Genomic DNA, 18,946 nt, shown 5'->3' with positions numbered 1-18,946 from the left:
GGGAGATGATACAATGTTAGCTTCACCGTTTTACTTACATACATGGAAAAAGTTTGTGGATGAAGGAGTCCTTGATTCGAACCGTATAAACGAAAGAATTTCAGAGTCATGGCATCGATGTAAACAAGCAAATGTGAATCCTCATATGAATAAAGGTCAGAAAATTTTGTCTTCTGATATTTTTCAGGATCAAAAGAAAAAGAGTGAAATCTTCCTTGATATAGCAATACCTCAAATACAAAATATGAGAAAAACCATTGATGAACTGCAAATGATGGCATTATTAATTGATCCAGATGGTTATGTTCTATCATTAAGTGGAAATCAGCAAACGTTGAAACGAGCGAAACATATTAATTTTATTGAAGGTGTGAAATGGACGGAAGCAGCTGTTGGTACAAATGCGATAGGAACAGCGTTACAGATTGAAGAGGCTATTATGATAAGTGGTACAGAGCATTATTCTGTCGCATCTCATAGCTGGAGCTGTGCGGCCTCTCCGATTCATAATGATGACGGGAAATTAATTGGTGTTCTAGATTTCTCTTGTCCAATTGAGTTTTCACATCCATATATGCTCGGAATGGTAACTTCGATCGCGCATGCGATTGAACGTGAATGTAGTATTCGAGTACATCAAAATGAACTGCATTTAATCCATCGTTTTTTAGATGTAATTGACAGTGATGAACAAGTTGTTATTTGTAACCATCGTGATGTTATCGTTTCTGCGAGCAAGAGGGTTCGTGAACGAGTATGTAATTGGTCACGAATGAAACTTGAAGATTTAATACACAATGGATTGAAATCTAAATTAGAAGTACCAGTATATAGTAATGATAGAATGATCGGGAAATGTATTTATTTAAAGGAAAATAAACAGGCGAATTTATTTTCTAATTTCCCATTTATAAACGGAATTACTTTTCCTGGAGTTATTGGGACAAGCAGCGTATTTCAACATACTTTAGAAGAAATTAAGCTTGTTTCACCAACTGACGCTAGTGTATATGTATGTGGTGAAACAGGTGTAGGGAAAGAATATGTAGCGAGAGCGATTCATGAAAATAGTCCAAGAAAAAATGGTCCTTTTATAGCTGTTAACTGCGGTTCATTACCGAAAGAATTAATGGAAAGTGAATTATTCGGTTATGCTGAAGGTGCGTTTACAGGTGCGCGGCGCCAAGGATATAAAGGGAAATTCGAACAAGCAGACGGAGGAACAATATTTTTAGATGAAATTGGTGAAGTGCCGCCAGAGATGCAAGTGGCATTATTGCGTGTTTTGCAAGAACGAACAGTAACCCCAATTGGTAGTTCAAAAGAGGTACCAGTAAATATTCGTATTATTACTGCGACACATAAAGATTTACTACGATTAGTAGAAGAAGGGGAATTCCGTCAAGATTTATATTATCGTTTACATGTTTATCCGCTATATGTTCCGTCGTTAATAGAAAGAAAAGAGGATATTCCGTACTTCATACAACATTTTTGTGAACGAAAGGATTGGAATGTTGTATTTCCAAAGAGTATTTGTAATCAATTTTCACAGCATACATGGCCCGGAAATATTCGAGAATTATTAAATGTATTAGAACGCATATACATTTTGTCGCAAGGACGGGAAATATGTGAAAAACAAATCTCTTTTTTATTACAAACAATGATGGGAAATCAACATCAACTTGAATTGCAAGCAGAAAATAAAACGGAGCATACATTAAATTTCCGTGAAAAAATACAGCGTGACAGCATGATTGAAGCGCTAGAAAAGACGAACGGAAATGTTTCATTAGCTGCAAAACTATTAGATGTGCCACGCAGTACATTTTATAAACGTATGCAAAAATTTAGGATATAAAAGTAGATTTTTGTAATCTACTTTTTCTTTATGGGCTCACGTTCTGTCGGAATGTGCGCTTGCCAGGGAAATAATAGAATAATTAGAAAGAAGATTTCCTGAAGGGGGTTAGCATGTGAAGTATATTGAAATTGGAATCGGGAATAGGTGGTTCATTCGAACGGAAACGGAAAATAAAGATGGAACTGAATTCGAGGAACGAGGAATTATTAAACCAATTTATTTTGAGTCTTTATATGTACGGATTTGGTTTCGGAAAACGTGTTTTATTTTTGATACGAAAGAGGGCTTTAAGAAAGTAAGAAAAAGTAGAGCTGAGTATAAGTTTATTGTTGGAATGGTGAGTAGGTTAAAACAATAGAATCAAACAGGGGGTGTTTTTATGATTAGAATTATCACATTCATACTCGCTTTTATTATAATGGGCTATTCTATTTACAGTTGGAATGATGATTCGAAGCAAAGTATGCTCATTTTACAATTACTTTTAGGTTTTATGCTTGCCGGTATGGGGATACACAACGTTAAGAAGGATGAAAAAGAGAATAAGAATATGGGGCTTTTGCTATTACTTACATCACTTTTTTGTATTATTGTATCGTTAATAAAATATTTTAAATAAACCGTTACTAAGCATATTGAGTAACGGTTTATTTAGGTTATAATGTGCTATTTATATAACCCCGTCGTATACATTACCGTTAAAGTATGTACAATTTCTTCTAATTCTAGTTCTTTATCATTTTGCACGATTGTCCAAAGAAACGTTTCATTCATAGAGAACCAGCCGCATGTGACAATCTCTTTATTTAACTCAGTTCGTACTAATTCATTTTCCTGGGAATGAGTAATGTCTTGTATAATCCGTGTTACAAAGCGTTCGCGAATCTCATCCCATTTTTGACGTATTTCTTTTGAGGTTCTTATTGCTTCTTCAACAACTTGTAATATAGCTCTTTCTTCTTGTGCTAACTGTAAAAAAGCGCGTACTTGATTCTGAATCATATCTCGTGCTTCAGCCTTTGTTTGAGGGGAAAAAGAGCGATCAGCAATATCATAAAAGCGATTCATAACATCTTCCATTAAAACGACGAGGAGAGCATCTTTGTTTTTAAAATATACATATGCTGTTCCATAACCAGTTTCTGCATGTTTAATAATTTGCGTGATTGTAGTTTTCTGAAATCCGTTTTTTATAAACATAGTATAACCGGAATGTAATAGTTTCTTTTTTGTTTCTAAGGAGCGGTGTTTTCTTGTTGAAAGAGTAGAATTTTTCAAGGAATCACCTCTTTATACTGAAATATCTGAAAATATAATTGTATTGTAAAAGAAGTTTGTATATAAAGTCAACTGACATAATATCATTGACGTTATATCAATTTAAGTGATATATTTCAATTAGTTAGAATAAAAAGAAAATTAAAAGAAGGTGACACCATGTATAAAGAACCATTTCAACCAACTTATGAGTATGCGCTTGAATGTGATAAACATGATGAACTGAAAGATTTTCAATCTGAATTTTATAAAAAAGAAGGAACAATATATTTAGATGGTAACTCTTTAGGGTTGCTTTCAAAAAGAGCAGAGAAATCGTTACTTACCTTGCTAGATTCATGGAAAGAGTTTGGGATTGATGGATGGACTGAAGGTGAGCATCCATGGTTTTTCCTTTCGGAGAAATTGGGTGAATTGACAGCACCTCTTATTGGATCTTTACCGGAAGAAACGATTGTAACCGGTTCCACGACTGCGAATATACATCAAGTTATTGCGACGTTTTATGAGCCGAAAGGAATACGAACAAAAATTCTTGCGGATGAATTAACTTTTCCGTCAGATATTTATGCACTTCAGAGTCAAATTCGTTTAAAAGGCTTAGATCCAGATGAACATTTAGTACGAGTGAAAAGCCGAGATGGAAGAACACTTTCTGAAGATGATATTATTCATGCGATGACCGATGATATCGCTTTAATATTATTGCCTTCTGTACTATATAGAAGTGGACAAATTCTTGATATGAAGCGATTAACAGCTGAAGCTCATAAACGTGGTATTCATATCGGTTTTGATTTATGTCATTCAATCGGCTCCATTCCGCATCATTTTAAAGCGTGGGATGTAGATTTCGCTGTATGGTGTAATTATAAATATTTAAATGCAGGTCCTGGTGGTGTTGCAGGCCTTTATGTAAATAATAAACACTTTAATAGACTCCCAGGATTATCTGGTTGGTTTAGTTCTAGAAAAGATAAGCAATTTGATATGGAGCATTCATTAACTGCGGCTGACCATGCTGGAGCTTATCAAATAGGGACACCTCACGTATTAAGTACTGCACCATTAATCGGTTCTCTTGAAATTTTTAAAGAAGCTGGTATTGAAAAGTTACGTGAAAAATCATTACATATTACGAGATATATGCTTGATTTAATTGAACATGAATTAAAAGGCTTTGAATTTACAATTGGAAATCCATTAGAGGATGAAAAACGAGGTGGGCATATTTATTTAGAACATGCCGAGGCGGCACGTATATGTAAAGCGTTAAAAGCAAATGGGGTTATTCCAGACTTTAGAGCTCCAAATGGAGTTAGACTTGCGCCTGTTGCTTTATACAATACGTATGAGGAAGTATGGAATTCTGTACAAATCTTAAAGAACATTATGAAAAATGAAGAATATAAAAACTTTGAAAATAAGCGAGAGGTTGTGGCGTAAGCATGAAAACATCGCAGTGGATTGATATTTCACAACCGCTAAATAATGATATCGCGACATGGCCAGGGGATACACCGTTCTCGTATGAAGTTTCATGGTCAAAAGAAGACAGTGGCTCAGTAAATGTCGGAAAGTTAACGATGAGTATCCATACAGGTACTCATATTGATGCACCTTTTCATTTTGATAATGACGGTAAGAAGGTGTTGGATTTAGATATTCAAGTTTATGTTGGCCCAGCGCGAATCATTGACGTTTCTAATCTTGAAAGCATCGGGAAAAAGGAATTAGAAAACTTTCATTTAGAAGGTGTAGAACGATTGTTATTACGTACATCTTCACATGGTAAAGCAAATGAATTCCCAGATGTAATCCCGCATTTACGCGCAGATATTGCAGCCTTTCTTTCTGAAAAGGGAATTCGTTTAATCGGGGTGGACGTACCATCTGTTGATCCTTTAGATGATAAAGAACTAGCAGCGCATCATCAATTATTTAAACATGGAATTCATATTTTAGAAAATGTCGTACTAGATCACGTAGTAGACGGCGATTACGAACTTATTGCATTACCACTTGCATTAACAGATGCGGATGGGAGTCCAGTTCGAGCTGTTATTAGACCAATATAAGTAGAAATGAACACAAAGGGGCGTTTGGCTAATATGAAAGAAAATGAAAAGGTAATTATGGAAAAAGGGATTCATACGGATTTTAAAGAGAATATGACGTACGGAGAGTATTTACAGCTAGATAGCTTATTATCTAGTCAACAAAGATTATCAGATCATCATGATGAAATGTTATTTATCGTTATCCACCAAGCGAGTGAGCTTTGGATGAAACTAATTTTACATGAATTGAATGCAGCGATTGAATCTATTAAACAAGATAAATTACCACCAGCCTTTAAAATGTTAGCACGTGTATCAAAAATTCAGTCGCAAATTATTCAATCTTGGGATATTCTTGCGACATTAACGCCATCAGAATATATTGAGTTCCGCGATTCACTTGGTCAGGCTTCAGGTTTTCAATCGTATCAATATCGAATGATTGAATATGCACTTGGTTATAAAACACTACATGCATTAAAAATTTATGAAAAGGACCCAGAATTACATGCTCGTCTTCATAAAGCACTTCATGCACCAAGTTTGTATGATGTGGCGATACAAGCCCTTGTTAAAGAAGGATTTCCAATTCATAAAGATGTGTTAAATCGTGATGTTACGCAGCCTTACGAAGAGGATGCAACTGTAGAAGCGGCTTGGATAGAAGTATATGCGGACGTGCAGAAATATTGGGATTTATATCAGCTTGCAGAGAAATTAATCGATATTGAAGACTGGCTACAACAATGGCGTTTCCGTCATATGAAAACGGTAGAACGAATTATTGGTCATAAAATGGGAACAGGTGGCTCTTCTGGCGTATCTTATTTAAAGCGAGTGCTTGATCAATGCTTCTTCCCAGAGCTTTGGAACGTTCGAACGAAATTATAAAAATAAACTTGTCAGCTATTAAATGCTGGCAAGTTTATTTTTTGTTTTAATAACAAATATGATTTAATAGAGAGAACGAAATGAATAACAAATATTACATAACCATTTAGATGGAGGAAGATTTCTTGAATTTCGAGCAATTACAAAATAAATTTGAAAAGAAAAAGGTTAATACATTTCTTGTTTATCAAAAGGGGGAATTAACGACTGAGTACTATAAAACGATAGACTGTGCAAATGACTTATTTAAAATTAATTCGATTACAAAAAGTATCGTATCCATATTAATTGGTATCGCAATTGATAAAGGATTTATAAATAATATACATACACCAATCACAACATGGATTCCCAATGTACCGGAGAAAAAAGGGAATTAACACTGTATCATTTATTAACGATGACAACAGGAGAAGATTGGCAAGAATTCGGCAATGGGGTTGTTTTCCCAAATGACTTTGTGGAATCAGACAATTGGGCACAATTCATTTTAGAAAAGCCGTTCATTGAAGACGTGGGTATGAAAATGAATTATAACTCAGGTTCTTCTCACTTACTTAGTTACATCATTCAAGAATCAACTGGAATGTCGACGGAGCAGTTCGCGAAAAAGTATTTATTTGATCCATTAAACATTACGGAATATGAATGGCAACAAGACCCGCAAGGTGTATATGTCGGGGGATTCGGTATGAAAATGAAATCTATAGATTTATTAAAGTTAGGAAAATTATGTTTGCAGAATGGATATTCGAAGGGAAATGAAATTATATCATCGAAATGGTTAGAGCAATCAAGTACAGCTCTATTTGAAACGTATGAACATGTCGGGGCATATGGATATCACTGGTGGGTGTTAAATAACGAAAGATTTCACATACCGTATTGTATGTATTTTGCTATGGGATACGGAGGGCAATACATTATTATCATTCCGCAGTTAGAGCTCGTAGCTGTTATTAGTAGTCACATGCCCAAACGTGGCCTCGTACCATTAAAGTTATTTATAGAGCATATAAAAGAGAATTCCAATCATAAATAAGAAGAGACAGGAGGTGTTTTATGAGAAGTGCAAAAATGATAGCGATTTATAGACTGTTATTAAGTCTTCTAGCGTTTAGTGCACTTATTACTCAATTTGTTACAAGGGCACAAGTGAAACCGTTCAATCCAGTTAACTTTTTTAGTTTCTTCACAATTGAAAGTAATATTTTAGTGGCGGTAATTCTACTATTTAGTAGCTTGGGGACAGCCCTATTTGGACGTTCCGAGCAGTTTGGAGTTCTTCGCGGCGCAGCTACAGTATACATACTGACAACAGGACTTATTTATTTTTTGTTATTAAGGGGATTAGAAGAGTCACTTCAAACACCGATACCGTGGGTAAATACTGTGCTTCATTACATCATGCCGTTAGCGATGATTTTAGATTGGGTTATAAATCCACCTACGAAGACCATTACATGGAAACAGGCTGCGAGTTGGCTTGTTTTCCCGCTTTTATATGTTGTCTATAGCTTAATACGCGGGCCATTCGTGAATTGGTACCCATATCCGTTTTTAGATCCGAGAATAGGTGGATATGGGAGAGTATTTTTATATAGTATAGGGATATCCGTTGTTATTAGAGCTATTTGCGGATTAGTAAAAATGTTAGGGAATCGATCTTTGCATATAAAAAATAATCCTCCTTATTAAGGAAGAAGTACATAAAAAAACCTCTGTCTGTATGTAAAAACGGAGGTTTTTTTGTTTTACCGACTTGTCTTATGAAAGGACATCTTTAAAAATTCCTCTGTTTTCGTATCAAACTCTACATCCACAAAAACACCATACTCTTTTCCACCCTCACGTAGCCATAATTTAAACTTTTCAACTGTTATTTGAACAGTTTTTGGTTGTCTACCTATATGAAGGTAATCGATAATCTCAGCTTTCGGATATTGTTCTTTCGTTTTTTCAACGGCTAGTTTACCCCATTTTGCATATGGCGGCTGTGCGTGAACAATAGATGGGTCGGTATGTATATTTGAACATGTTGTTATTAAAAAAAATATAAATGCTGTACGTACGAAGAATCGCTTCATAATAAGCTCCTTTTATTCTTTTTGTATATTGTTTACATACTTCTTCAAGCATATAAGTTTGGATTTTTTTGTCTTCTTTACATAAAAGCGAGGGTTTTACAAAACATAACCATGAAATCATTTCCGTAATTAAGGAGGGAAATACATGCGTCAAAAAGCTGTTTTTAAAATAGCGATTTTGCTTGTCTTTATCGGGCTATCTTTAATGGTAAGTAGTATACAGACCAAAAATGTGGAAGCCTTTTCTAATCAAGTGATTCAAAGAGGGGCATCTGGAGAAGATGTCATTGAACTGCAAACTCGTTTGAAATATAACGGATTTTATACGGGGAAAGTTGATGGTGTTTTCGGATGGGGTACATATTGGGCACTTCGAAACTTTCAGCAAAAATTCGGTTTGCCAGTTGATGGTTTAGCGGGTGCTAAAACGAAGCAAATGCTTGTAAAGGCAACTAAGTATGATAAGTCGACCGCTAATAAAGATACTACAACTAATAAAGGGAACAGTGGTGGAGGTAAACAGGAAAATAAGCCGCCAAAAAGTACAGGGACAAATGTTCCAAACGGTTATTCTCAAAATGACATTCAGTTAATGGCAAACGCTGTATACGGAGAATCCCGTGGTGAGCCGTATTTAGGACAAGTTGCAGTAGCTGCGGTTATTTTAAACCGTGTCACAAGTGCATCATTTCCAAATACTGTTTCAGGAGTAATCTTTGAGCCGAGAGCATTTACAGCAGTAGCAGATGGACAAATATATTTAACGCCAAATGAAAATGCGAAAAAAGCCGTATTAGATGCGATCAACGGATGGGATCCAACTGGGAATGCATTATATTATTTCAACCCAGATACTGCGACAAGTAAATGGATTTGGACTCGTCCACAAATTAAAAAAATTGGTAAGCATATTTTCTGTAAATAGAGCGGAGGTGGAAACATGTTACGAGGTATTATCATCGTATTGTTAACAGTAGGTGTAGTCGGAACAGGGTATTGGGGCTATAAAGAGCATCAAGAGAAAAATGCAGTATTAATTCGAGCGGAAAATAGTTATCAGCGTGCGTTTCATGATTTAGCATATGAAGTTGATTTATTACACGATAAAATTGGAACAACACTGGCGATGAATTCACGTTCCTCATTATCGCCAGCTTTAGTAGATGTATGGCGTTTAACATCAGAGGCTCGTTCTGATGTAGGACAATTACCTTTAACATTAATGCCATTTAATAAAACGGAAGAGTTCCTTGCGAATATCGGTGATTTTAGTTATCGTGCAGCGGTTCGTGATTTAGAAAAAGATCCGTTAAATGATCAAGAATATAAAACGTTACAAGGTTTATATTCAAATGCAGCAAATATACAAGATGAACTGAGAAAAGTGCAGCATCTTGTATTGAAGAATAATCTTCGCTGGATGGATGTAGAAATGGCTCTTGCGTCAAACCAAGATCCAGCAGATAACACAATTATCGATGGATTAAAGACGGTAGAAAAGAATGTAACATCATACTCGTCCACAAACTTTGGACCGACTTTTACAAGTGCACAAAAGAATAAAAAAGGCGGATTTGAAGCAAAAGGAAAGGCGATTTCGAAAGCGGAAGCGGAAAAAATCGCGAAATCATTTTTAAACTTAAAAGGGAATGAAAAAGTAGAAGTTGAGAAAAGTGGAAAAGGTGCAAAAGAATCATTCTACAGTGTGAAAATTCAAGATCCAGCAACGAACAATGAGTATTATATGGATATTACCGGAAAAGGTGGATATCCAATTTGGGTAATGAACAACCGAGAAATTAAAGAGCAAAAAATCAGTTTAAATGATGCAGGAAGTAAAGGATTAACATTTTTAAAGGATCACAAGTTTACAAATATGGAGCTGTTTGATAGTTCTCAATATGATAATATCGGTGTGTTTACGTACGTTGTAAATGAAAATGGAGTGCGTATTTATCCAGAAGCAATCCAAATGAAAATTGCCTTAGATGATGGGTCGATTGTTGGTTTTTCCGCAAAGGAATATTTAGCATCACATCAAAAACGAACGATTCCGAGTGCGAAGCTAACCGCTGCTGAGGCGAGAAAGAAAATTAACCCCGATGTAAAAGTTATGGAAGAACGTAAAGCTGTAGTAGTAAATGACTTGCATAATGAAGTACTTTGTTATGAATATATTGGTACTTTAGGGAAAGATACGTACCAAATTTTCATTAACGCAAATAGCGGTGCAGAAGAAAAAGTGAAGAAGATGCAAGCTGTTGAGAAAATTTATGATTAAACATCAATGATAAAGTGGTGAAAATAATGAAAATCATTATATATATGTTAATGCTTTGTTTCGTTATTACTGGATGTAGCATTGGAAAAAAAGACAATCCTAATGAAAAGCCAGAACAAAAAAATGTCTCGATGAAAAATGTTACGTATACAAATAAATCAAATAAGCCAAATGAAAAAGCTGCTGATCATCTGGCATCTTTAGCTGCAAGTATACCTGGTGTAAACGATGCGACAGCAGTAGTAGTTGGGAAGTATGCTGTTGTAGGTATTGATGTGAAAGCGAAACTTGATCGAACTCGCGTTGAGTCAATTAAGTATTCTGTTGCAGAAAGTTTAAAGAATGACCCGAACGGTGCAAATGCAGTCGTTGTAGCAGATGTTGATACGTATGAAAGACTAAAACAAATAGGCAAGCAAATTAAAAAAGGTAAAACTGGTGAAGGCATACTTGATGAATTAGCAGCAATTGTTGGCCGAGTAATGCCGCAAGTTCCAAATGATATGATTGAAAATAGAGAAACGAATCCGATTAAAGATAATGATAAACAATTACCAAAAGATGAAGAACAAGAACTACGAAAAGAACAAGAAGATCAGTCAAATAACCATTTGAAAAAATAGTGAAAACCCCGTACTAAATTGTACGGGGGTTTTCTTCAAGATTAAATATTCAGTTTATTTTTAAGGGAATATATGGTTTAATAATGAGGGGAGGGACAGCCGTTATGATGAAAAAAGCGCACTCATATTAGGTAGTTTATGCATAGGTTTTAGTATGACAGCGTGTGACCAGAAGAAAGAAGTGAAGAAGAAAACAGCTATGTCTTCTACTATAACGGAAAATAAAAAGCAAGAGACCATTAATATAAATCATTTCTCAAATATTAATGAAGGAATGACTTATTTAGAAGTGAAAGATTTAATCGGTTTTGAAGGGGATTTACTCATAGAAGAAGGGGAAGAACATTCTACACGAATTAAGCAAATTTTTGCTTGGAAAGGAAACGATCCAAAATCATTTGCTAAAATAACATTTTTGGATGGAAAAGTGCATTCTAAAACACAGCAAGGTTTAAGTTAATAACTTGAAGGAATGGGAGAGTTAAGCATGAACATACATACAGGAGAAATACAATTAGTGCCGTATAAGGAGCAATATAAAGAGATAATACAATCATTTACTTTACCAAGTGAACAAGTTCAATTTACGGCGAATCCAGGTGAATTACTGGAGAAAGCGAAAAATGATCGAACGAAAAATGTAGTTGTTATTTTAGACTATAACGGAGTACCTGTCGGTGTATTTATATTACAAACAGGTGATAGGGTACAGGAGTTTACAGAAAATAAGGATGCTATACTTTTAACTTCTTTTTCTATTAATCACAATAAACAAAATAAAGGATATGCTAAAAAATCATTGGCGTTATTACAAGACTTTGTAAAATATTATTATCCAGTAAAAAATGAAGTGATTCTTGCTGTAAATGAAAAAAATATTCCGGCACAAAAGTTATATGAGAAAGTTGGATTTCAAGATAAAGGGTTTAGAAGAATGGGACCAATTGGACAACAATTCATATTACATTTACCTATAACGAGATAATGATATAACAAAGCTTACTCTTGAAAAAAATCATGTAGTAAGTTTTTTAATTTGAGATATTTTCCGTACATGATATGTTAGATGTATTAAAGTAAGTATTCGAGAAGCATGAAGGTGCAAAACAATTCGATTGTTAAGCATTTAAATACGTGAGGGGTAATCATATGACAATTTATATTGCACTACTACGGGGAATTAATGTAGGTGGACATAAAGTAATCAAAATGGCAGATTTGAAAATAATGTTTGAATCAATAGGGTTAAAAAGAGTGAAAACATATATTCAAAGTGGAAATGTAGTGTTTGAGTCAGAAGAAGAGATAAGTTTTTTAAAGGAACGAATTGAATGTGAAATTAACAACGTTTTTGATTTCAATGTTCCAGTCATGTTACGAGCAAATGATGAATTTATTAATATTATTAAAAAGTGTCCTTACGAGACCCATTCGTTATTAGAAGGAGAAAGTGTACATGTGGCCTTTTTAGCTAATCCACTTTCTGAAGAAGACAGTAAGCGGTTACTTATGTACAAAAGTGACATAGAAGATTGCCATATCGAAGGAAGAGTAGTGTATTTATTTTTCAAAAAAGCATTCGGAATTCTAAACTAATGAACCAGTTTCAAAAATTACATACGCCAGCTACAGTAAGGAACTGGCGGACTGTGAATAAGCTGAAAGCAATAGCAGAAGGTATTTAAACATAAAAAAGTGGTTTTCTGCATTTAGAAAACCACTTTTTTTATTTATATTGTTTGGCGACAATGAGTTCAACAATTGGGAAAATAAGAAAGGAAGAACAGAGTGCAATAAAGAGTGGAAGGTTTTTTACACCATCCAAATTGGAACCCATAGAAAATCCTTCCGAGCAGAGTAATATAAGGAACATAACACCTACAAGCACGAAATACGCGATTTTAAAGCTTTTATAGGTAATTTGTTGTCCCATCTCATCTTGACTTTCTTCCGATACTCCGTTTGGATCTCCCCATGTAATATGATTTATTAAATTACTAAGTATTAAAGAGGCAGCGAAAATAGTCCCGCCCAAAATTGAACCTTCAGTTATGTATTTGTATGTGCCGTGTACAAGTATAGCGATTAAAGATAAAGTTATGATTACAAAAATAATTTTTTTAGTATTCAATATATAATTGCACCTCCACTTTTGTAAAAAACTCTTTACATCCATAGTATAAAATTGGAAAAGTCTTATGTCAAATATTTTTTACATATGAAGTGAGTGTTTATAATTTTTTATTTTTGGGATAAATAAAAAATTAAATTACATTTGAATGTAAAAGAATGGGCTCGCATATATTTGGAAGGGATGTCAGATTAATTTAGGGGGTAGTTATGTCTATTCTTTTAAAAGCGGGTGCAGATGCAGGAAATAATGGTTTGAAGTTAATGGTGAAAGGGCAGGAACCTATTTTTATTCCGAGTATTTATTCCTTATATATAGGTGAGTCTACGGGGTTGTTAGATGAGGGTGAAGTTTCATCGTCAGAATTAGAGAATCACATTGATGTGACCATTAGTTCTCCATCGCTAATGTTAAATAATGTACGATACATCGTTGGAGAAAAAGTGATTCAAGATCAATTAAAAGGTACTGAAGTGGAGAAGAAATCAAATAAATCTACTGATGAGTTAATGGTTATTACAATCCTTTCAGGTTTAGCGATAAGTGCTATGCGTCAAAGCCCTACTTCAAGTCATATTAATATTCGTTATGATTTATCTGTTGCTCTTCCAATGCAACTTATTACACAGGAAATTGCTGCTGAAAACGCGAAACGGTATATGGGTAATCACAAGGTCATATTCCATTATCCAAATGGACGCGATGTTACGATTAATGTTTCTATTGAGTTTTGTAAATGTCTACCTGAAGGCGCTTCTGGGACGTGGGGGATTGTATATGATGAGGAAGGAAATGTTGTGAAACATAAAATAGAATGTGAACAAAATCAAGTTTCAGAAATTGATTTTGTAGATAAAACTTTATTGTCTTTTGATATTGGCGCGGGGACAACGGAAGAAGTTGTTTCATTAGGGGTAAATTTCCGTCCGCAATTAAGTAAAGGATTATCATATGGTGTAAAAGAAACGTTACTACAAATTATTACGAGATGGAATCGGAAATATCCTACGAAAACAATTGATAGCATTACAGAATTTAACCAAATTTATTTAAATGAAAAGCACCCAAGAAATGCATTGTTAGTTGAGGAATCGCAACCAGCGTTTTTAGGTTTAGCAGCACGTGTCGCAACGGATATTATTAACAAAATTGATGATATGAAAGACGATCCATATGTATTTATTTATGGTGGGGGTGCAGTTATTATTAAAAATAGCTTAAAAATGATTTTGAAACAAAAAGGACGCTTGAAAAATGTAATTTTTGTAGATAACCCGTTATTCACCAATGCTCGTGGGTTATTAGTATATACATGCTCGCCAAAATATAGAGAGCATAAGCAAAAAGAGTTAGGGTTTACAAACTTAACGATAAGTTAGTTGGTGGAAGTATGCGATCTAGGCGATATAAACGTGGTGATCGAGTGAAAATTAATATTAATAAATCAGTATCGCCTGAAATGATTGCTTGGCTTAATAAACAATCTAATCCAACTAATTTCTTTTTCTTTGCGGCCCAGCAATTATTTAAACAAGTAGGAGATATTGATGTATCAAAAACCTTGCCAAGTAGCCATGTTTTTTCTTTATATATAGAACCATCATCTCTATTAAAAGTTGAAATGAATCCATTTAAACACGTACCACTAGAAAATAGTAAATCCACCGAAAATGTAAAAAAAAAATCGTGGGAATCTGTTGACCAGTTAGATTGTCCATTTTTTTAAGCATAGAAAAATATAGGTAGAGCCCATCACTATACATACGAATGCAGTGATGGGTTTTTGATATTGTATCGTAATCTTTATAAAGTGAAACTATAATCAGTGGGGGTTTTGTTCATCCCCCACTGATTATTAGCCTTCACCAATCGGGCGTTTACGGGCAGTTTATCTCCCACCTAATTTCTTTGCTTCAGCTGAATTTTGAGGTGGGAGTTTTACTGCCCACAAATAGCGGGATAAATAGAAGGGGCAAAACAATTTGTGCCCCTTCTAATAATTGTTCTTATCTTATACTGGATATATGTTCTGAAACTGCTTTAATAATTTTATCCCAGTCATCGGGATGAATCTCGTGCCCTGTACCTTCAAGGGATAATAGCTTTGAGTTCGGAATTTCATCAATAAGTGCGAGTCCATGTTCAAGTGGAAGAGCTGTATCGTCCGTACCATGAATTACTAAAGTAGGTACTAGTAACGACTTTAGTATACCTTCATAAGAATCATCACCTGTAAGGAGGGCGTGATTAAACATGCTTAATAGATTGTTAGCACGTTCTATTTCTTGCTTTACTTGTTTTAAAGTTCTTGCTTCATCAAATATACGCTTGGATCCACAGAGTAGACGTGATCCTGTAATTAAATATTTCGCTATAACATCTTTATTTGTCCAATCTAAATTTGCACCATTAGCATGATGTGTCAAAATTCTTTCATCCATTGGAGGCAAATCACGAGTATTGTTATTAGATCCAATAACGCTTGTTGCTAGTAATGTTAAGGTCAAAATTCTTTCTGGGTGTTTTACTGCAGCAATTTGAGCAATCATACCCCCTAATGACATGCCAAAAAGGTGTGCCTTGTCAATATGATACGCATCGAGTACTCCGATTGCATCTTCAGCCATATCTGCTACAGTGTAATTGGAAGTCCCAGGCTCATATGTAACAGAACGCCCAACATCACGGTTATCATAGCGAATGACAAACCTTCCTGTGCTAGCCAACCTTTCACAAAATTCTTCATCCCAATAAACCATTGAACACGTAGCTCCCATAATTAATAATATTGCTGGGTTATTAGGATTTCCAAAGCTTTCTGTACATATATCAATACCGTTTACTTTGAAAACTTGTTCACTCATAGCACACTCTCCGTTTCATTTAAAGGTCATTAATAAATAAAGAGAAATATAACTTTGGGTGTTTCTTAGGCGTAAATTAGATTGTATTTAAGTGAAATAAATGTTTTTTGCACTCATGATGCTTAATTAGTAGAGTAGCATAAATATCACCTCCAAACATATTTATTTTCATTCAAGGCGAAAAATTTTGAAAAATAATTGTTTGTTATTACAATAAACAGCAAGGGGGAGAGGAAATGAAATCAATTGTTATTGATCAATATGGTAGTGTTGAAGAATTACAAGAAAGACAAGTTCCTAAACCAGTTGTTAAATGTAATGAAGTATTAATACGTATACACGCAACATCTGTCAATCCTGTTGATTGGAAAATAAGAAAGGGAGACTTACAAGAAAAGTTGCGATTTTCATTTCCAATTACATTAGGATTAGATGTTGCTGGAATAGTTGAAGAAGTTGGAGAAGATGTGAATCATTTTAAAATAGGAGATAAAGTGTTTACGAAACCTGAAAATATAGGGAAAGGTTCTTATTCTGAATACATTACAGTGAAATCAAATTTAGTAGCGCAAATGCCTAATAATCTTAATTTTGAAGAAGCAGCATCTATACCTCTTGCAGGACTAACAGCTTGGCAAAGTCTTGTTGATTACGCACAAATAAAAGAAAATGACCGAGTATTAATTCATGCTGGAGCGGGCGGAGTAGGGAGTTTTGCAATTCAAATCGCAAAATCATTTGGGGCCTTTGTCGCAACAACTGCAAGTAGTAAAAATGAAGAGTTTTTAAAGTCTTTAGGTGCTGACCTTGTTATTGATTATAAAAAAGATAAATTTGAAGAGCTACTATCAGATTATGATATTGTGTTAGATACAATCGGCGGAGAAGTACAAGAAAAAAGTTTTCAAATTATTAAATCTGGTGGTGTTCTAGTTTCTATCGTTCATGAACCACGTCATGAAGTAAAGGCCATAAAATCAGGGTTTTTATGGTTGAAACCAAGCGGGAAGCAATTGGACGAATTATCTGTTTTGATTGAGCATGGAAAAATTAAACCTATCATCAGTAAGGTTGTTCCGTTTAATGAAGAAGGAATTAGAGAAGCTCATATTTTAAGTGAAAGTCAGCATGTTAGAGGGAAAATTGTAATTACGATGGAATGATATTTACATAAATATACGAGTGGTGACTATAAAAAATAAAAATTGTCACCACTCATATAAACTACAATTTTTGCACGACAAAAGTAATCGCATTCGTATTTAATTGAATGTGTTTACCGTTTCGTACAATATCATACGCTAAATTTTTCATTTCAACTTTTACTTCTTTCCATTCGTTATAAACACTTTTTAGTGTACGTATCATTTCTTCCGTAGAAAGGTTAATTTCAATTAAAGCATCTAATTCTTCTCCTGTTTCTAAATCTATTTCTTGAATGTTAGAGTTAACTATTAAACAATTGATACCACCACTCTTTGTCCCATTTTTCATAGAGTGAAGCACTTTTTTAAAATCGTCTATTGATCTGACATGTTCTAAACTTGATACTGCAACGATGTAGTCATAAGTATTAGGAGCAATATAGTAGTTTTCAATTGCTGCTTGTTCCGTTTTTATGTATTCAAATACACCACATTCTTTGCTATAAACTTGTAACTTCATTAAAGCCGAATCAAGTAGATCGACACAAGTAACAGTGCCACCACTATTCATGATTTTTTGTGCAATTGGAATACTGTTTCTACCGACACCAGAGCCAAGGTCAAGTATTTGTAGGTCTTTCTGTCCTTCAAAATAGTTCAGCATGCCCATAACTGTTTTAACAGGTTTATACAGCCAAGATCCTGCTTCGAATAATTTGTATTGTTCATAGCAAAGATCGTGATACTTTTTCTCTTCTTGCCTTATGTAATTGATTCTGTTCATAGTGTTTCAACGCCAATAGTTTCATGGCGAAATGAATAGGTTGGACAACCTTTAACATTCATTTGAATTCGAAATATACCACCAGCATGTGGGTACTGTTTTAATTCCGCATCCGACATTCTTGTTCTGGCTGTTGTGATATATAAATCGGTCAAATTAGGTCCTCCAAATGTACACGACGTTACATATAAAGCAGGAATCGGAATACTTAAAATCTGTTTTCCAGTAAAGGGATTCCATCTAGTAATCTTCGAGCCACCCCAATGTGCAATCCATAAACAACCTTCTACATCAATTGTCATACCATCGGGTATACCTTCATTTTCAGGGAAGATGATAACATCTGTTGGATTGCTAATTACACCAGTATGTATATCATAATGAAAACGGACTACTTTTTTTGTAGGTGTATCAATAAAATAAAGGTATGTATCGTCAGGAGACCATGCTATGCCGTTTGATGTATTTACATGTAATACCTTTTTCTCTACTTGGAGATTATTATTTAAAGAATACAAGGAACCGGCGCCACTTATACCATATAAGTCAGTAGTGCCTGCCCAAAAGCGGCCAGCCGGATCGCATTTCCCGTCATTAAAACGATTTTCTATTAAATGTGGTTCAGGATCATAAATATGTGTAAGCTCTTCTGTATTTAGATTAAAAGAATAAAACCCTTTTTCTAGAGCTAAAAGTACTACATCATCTAGATATGGAACGACGCAGCCGATTTGCTGATTGAGGGCAATCACTCGGTTTGAATTATTAGCGGGGGTATAAATGCATAATTTTTTCTCCATAATATCAACCCAGTATAAAAGCTGCTTTTTTTCATTCCAACATGGTCCTTCAGCTAAACTTGCTTTAGCATCTAAAACTAATTCTATATTACTGAACAAGATGTTCACCTCGCTTTATAAGATATTTATATAATT

General features: G+C 34.6%; 21 protein-coding genes and 2 pseudogenes. 17 read left to right on the top strand and 6 right to left on the bottom strand.

The window, feature by feature from the left end; translation table 11 throughout:
- Window positions 1-13: 13 nt before the first annotated feature.
- The 3 genes from JFT95_RS11545 to JFT95_RS11535 all read left to right on the top strand — a co-directional run bounded on the left by JFT95_RS11545 (window position 14) and on the right by JFT95_RS11535 (window position 2,486).
- Window positions 14-1,864 (top strand): sigma-54-dependent Fis family transcriptional regulator, encoded by a 1,851-nt coding sequence (locus tag JFT95_RS11545; protein ID WP_201052258.1) that lies wholly within the window; start codon window positions 14-16, stop codon window positions 1,862-1,864.
- Between the two features lie 115 nt (window positions 1,865-1,979).
- A complete protein-coding gene (locus JFT95_RS11540; RefSeq protein WP_000873838.1) occupies window positions 1,980-2,225 on the top strand; it encodes a DUF3977 family protein in 246 nt (81 codons plus the stop codon).
- Between the two features lie 21 nt (window positions 2,226-2,246).
- On the top strand, window positions 2,247-2,486 hold the full coding sequence (locus tag JFT95_RS11535) for a DUF3953 domain-containing protein (protein ID WP_002165667.1): 240 nt from the start codon (window positions 2,247-2,249) through the stop codon (window positions 2,484-2,486).
- A gap of 47 nt (window positions 2,487-2,533) precedes the next feature.
- Here the strand turns inward: JFT95_RS11535 and JFT95_RS11530 are convergent, their stop codons facing one another.
- Window positions 2,534-3,145 (bottom strand): TetR/AcrR family transcriptional regulator, encoded by a 612-nt coding sequence (locus JFT95_RS11530; RefSeq protein WP_201052257.1) that lies wholly within the window; start codon window positions 3,143-3,145, stop codon window positions 2,534-2,536.
- A 159-nt stretch (window positions 3,146-3,304) separates the two neighbouring features.
- On the opposite strand from JFT95_RS11530, the gene kynU reads away from it, so the two are divergent.
- From kynU to JFT95_RS11505, 5 genes and pseudogenes are all read left to right on the top strand, one after another.
- Entirely contained in the window at window positions 3,305-4,591 is a 1,287-nt protein-coding gene (kynU, locus tag JFT95_RS11525) for a kynureninase (protein ID WP_098635759.1), read from the top strand.
- A gap of 2 nt (window positions 4,592-4,593) precedes the next feature.
- Entirely contained in the window at window positions 4,594-5,223 is a 630-nt protein-coding gene (gene kynB, locus JFT95_RS11520) for an arylformamidase (RefSeq protein WP_002032714.1), read from the top strand.
- Between the two features lie 33 nt (window positions 5,224-5,256).
- Window positions 5,257-6,096: a tryptophan 2,3-dioxygenase gene (kynA, locus tag JFT95_RS11515; RefSeq protein ID WP_201052256.1), complete on the top strand. Its 840-nt coding sequence runs from the start codon at window positions 5,257-5,259 to the stop codon at window positions 6,094-6,096.
- Window positions 6,097-6,221: 125 nt separating this feature from the next.
- A pseudogene (locus JFT95_RS11510) lies at window positions 6,222-7,138 on the top strand (serine hydrolase domain-containing protein).
- A 20-nt stretch (window positions 7,139-7,158) separates the two neighbouring features.
- The gene (locus JFT95_RS11505; protein ID WP_201052255.1) at window positions 7,159-7,794 is read left to right on the top strand and encodes a Pr6Pr family membrane protein; all 636 of its coding nucleotides are present in this window, start codon (window positions 7,159-7,161) and stop codon (window positions 7,792-7,794) included.
- 56 nt (window positions 7,795-7,850) lie between these two features.
- Here the strand turns inward: JFT95_RS11505 and JFT95_RS11500 are convergent, their stop codons facing one another.
- The gene (locus tag JFT95_RS11500; protein WP_002136667.1) at window positions 7,851-8,183 is read right to left on the bottom strand and encodes a DUF3889 domain-containing protein; all 333 of its coding nucleotides are present in this window, start codon (window positions 8,181-8,183) and stop codon (window positions 7,851-7,853) included.
- Between the two features lie 145 nt (window positions 8,184-8,328).
- On the opposite strand from JFT95_RS11500, the gene sleB reads away from it, so the two are divergent.
- From sleB to JFT95_RS11470, 6 genes and pseudogenes are all read left to right on the top strand, one after another.
- The gene (gene sleB / locus JFT95_RS11495) at window positions 8,329-9,108 is read left to right on the top strand and encodes a spore cortex-lytic enzyme (RefSeq protein ID WP_002032721.1); all 780 of its coding nucleotides are present in this window, start codon (window positions 8,329-8,331) and stop codon (window positions 9,106-9,108) included.
- Between the two features lie 15 nt (window positions 9,109-9,123).
- The gene (gene ypeB, locus JFT95_RS11490; protein ID WP_002032722.1) at window positions 9,124-10,464 is read left to right on the top strand and encodes a germination protein YpeB; all 1,341 of its coding nucleotides are present in this window, start codon (window positions 9,124-9,126) and stop codon (window positions 10,462-10,464) included.
- 26 nt (window positions 10,465-10,490) lie between these two features.
- Window positions 10,491-11,087, top strand: coding sequence for a YhcN/YlaJ family sporulation lipoprotein (locus JFT95_RS11485; protein WP_002085166.1), 597 nt, complete (start codon window positions 10,491-10,493; stop codon window positions 11,085-11,087).
- A gap of 154 nt (window positions 11,088-11,241) precedes the next feature.
- The gene (locus JFT95_RS11480; protein ID WP_151304456.1) at window positions 11,242-11,547 is read left to right on the top strand and encodes a hypothetical protein; all 306 of its coding nucleotides are present in this window, start codon (window positions 11,242-11,244) and stop codon (window positions 11,545-11,547) included.
- A 27-nt stretch (window positions 11,548-11,574) separates the two neighbouring features.
- A complete protein-coding gene (locus JFT95_RS11475) occupies window positions 11,575-12,072 on the top strand; it encodes a GNAT family N-acetyltransferase (RefSeq protein WP_002013093.1) in 498 nt (165 codons plus the stop codon).
- A gap of 164 nt (window positions 12,073-12,236) precedes the next feature.
- A pseudogene (locus JFT95_RS11470) lies at window positions 12,237-12,772 on the top strand (DUF1697 domain-containing protein).
- A gap of 41 nt (window positions 12,773-12,813) precedes the next feature.
- Here JFT95_RS11470 and JFT95_RS11465 read toward each other — a convergent pair.
- Window positions 12,814-13,218, bottom strand: coding sequence for a hypothetical protein (locus tag JFT95_RS11465; RefSeq protein WP_012261049.1), 405 nt, complete (start codon window positions 13,216-13,218; stop codon window positions 12,814-12,816).
- Between the two features lie 209 nt (window positions 13,219-13,427).
- On the opposite strand from JFT95_RS11465, the gene JFT95_RS11460 reads away from it, so the two are divergent.
- The gene (locus JFT95_RS11460) at window positions 13,428-14,597 is read left to right on the top strand and encodes a ParM/StbA family protein (protein ID WP_002013097.1); all 1,170 of its coding nucleotides are present in this window, start codon (window positions 13,428-13,430) and stop codon (window positions 14,595-14,597) included.
- Window positions 14,598-14,608: 11 nt separating this feature from the next.
- A complete protein-coding gene (locus JFT95_RS11455; RefSeq protein WP_002085171.1) occupies window positions 14,609-14,944 on the top strand; it encodes a hypothetical protein in 336 nt (111 codons plus the stop codon).
- A gap of 280 nt (window positions 14,945-15,224) precedes the next feature.
- Here the strand turns inward: JFT95_RS11455 and mleBCA are convergent, their stop codons facing one another.
- Window positions 15,225-16,082 carry a BCA family alpha/beta fold macrolide esterase gene (gene mleBCA, locus JFT95_RS11450; RefSeq protein ID WP_201052254.1) on the bottom strand — a complete coding sequence of 286 codons (858 nt, stop codon included), beginning with the start codon at window positions 16,080-16,082 and terminating at the stop codon, window positions 15,225-15,227.
- Between the two features lie 236 nt (window positions 16,083-16,318).
- Here mleBCA and JFT95_RS11445 point away from each other — a divergent pair, with 236 nt between their 5' ends.
- Window positions 16,319-17,245 (top strand): NADP-dependent oxidoreductase, encoded by a 927-nt coding sequence (locus JFT95_RS11445; protein WP_002013102.1) that lies wholly within the window; start codon window positions 16,319-16,321, stop codon window positions 17,243-17,245.
- A gap of 61 nt (window positions 17,246-17,306) precedes the next feature.
- Here the strand turns inward: JFT95_RS11445 and JFT95_RS11440 are convergent, their stop codons facing one another.
- Window positions 17,307-18,011, bottom strand: a complete 705-nt coding sequence (locus JFT95_RS11440) for a class I SAM-dependent methyltransferase (RefSeq protein ID WP_201052253.1) — start codon at window positions 18,009-18,011, stop codon at window positions 17,307-17,309.
- Window positions 18,008-18,910: an SMP-30/gluconolactonase/LRE family protein gene (locus tag JFT95_RS11435; protein ID WP_133059811.1), complete on the bottom strand. Its 903-nt coding sequence runs from the start codon at window positions 18,908-18,910 to the stop codon at window positions 18,008-18,010. Before JFT95_RS11435 ends, JFT95_RS11440 begins: the two co-directional genes overlap by 4 nt.
- Window positions 18,911-18,946: the final 36 nt, after the last annotated feature.

Origin of the sequence: Bacillus sp. TH17, from assembly GCF_016651125.1 — a bacterium.
Taxonomy (GTDB): domain Bacteria; phylum Bacillota; class Bacilli; order Bacillales; family Bacillaceae_G; genus Bacillus_A; species Bacillus_A mycoides.
This window is presented reverse-complemented; position numbering and strand designations above follow the sequence as displayed.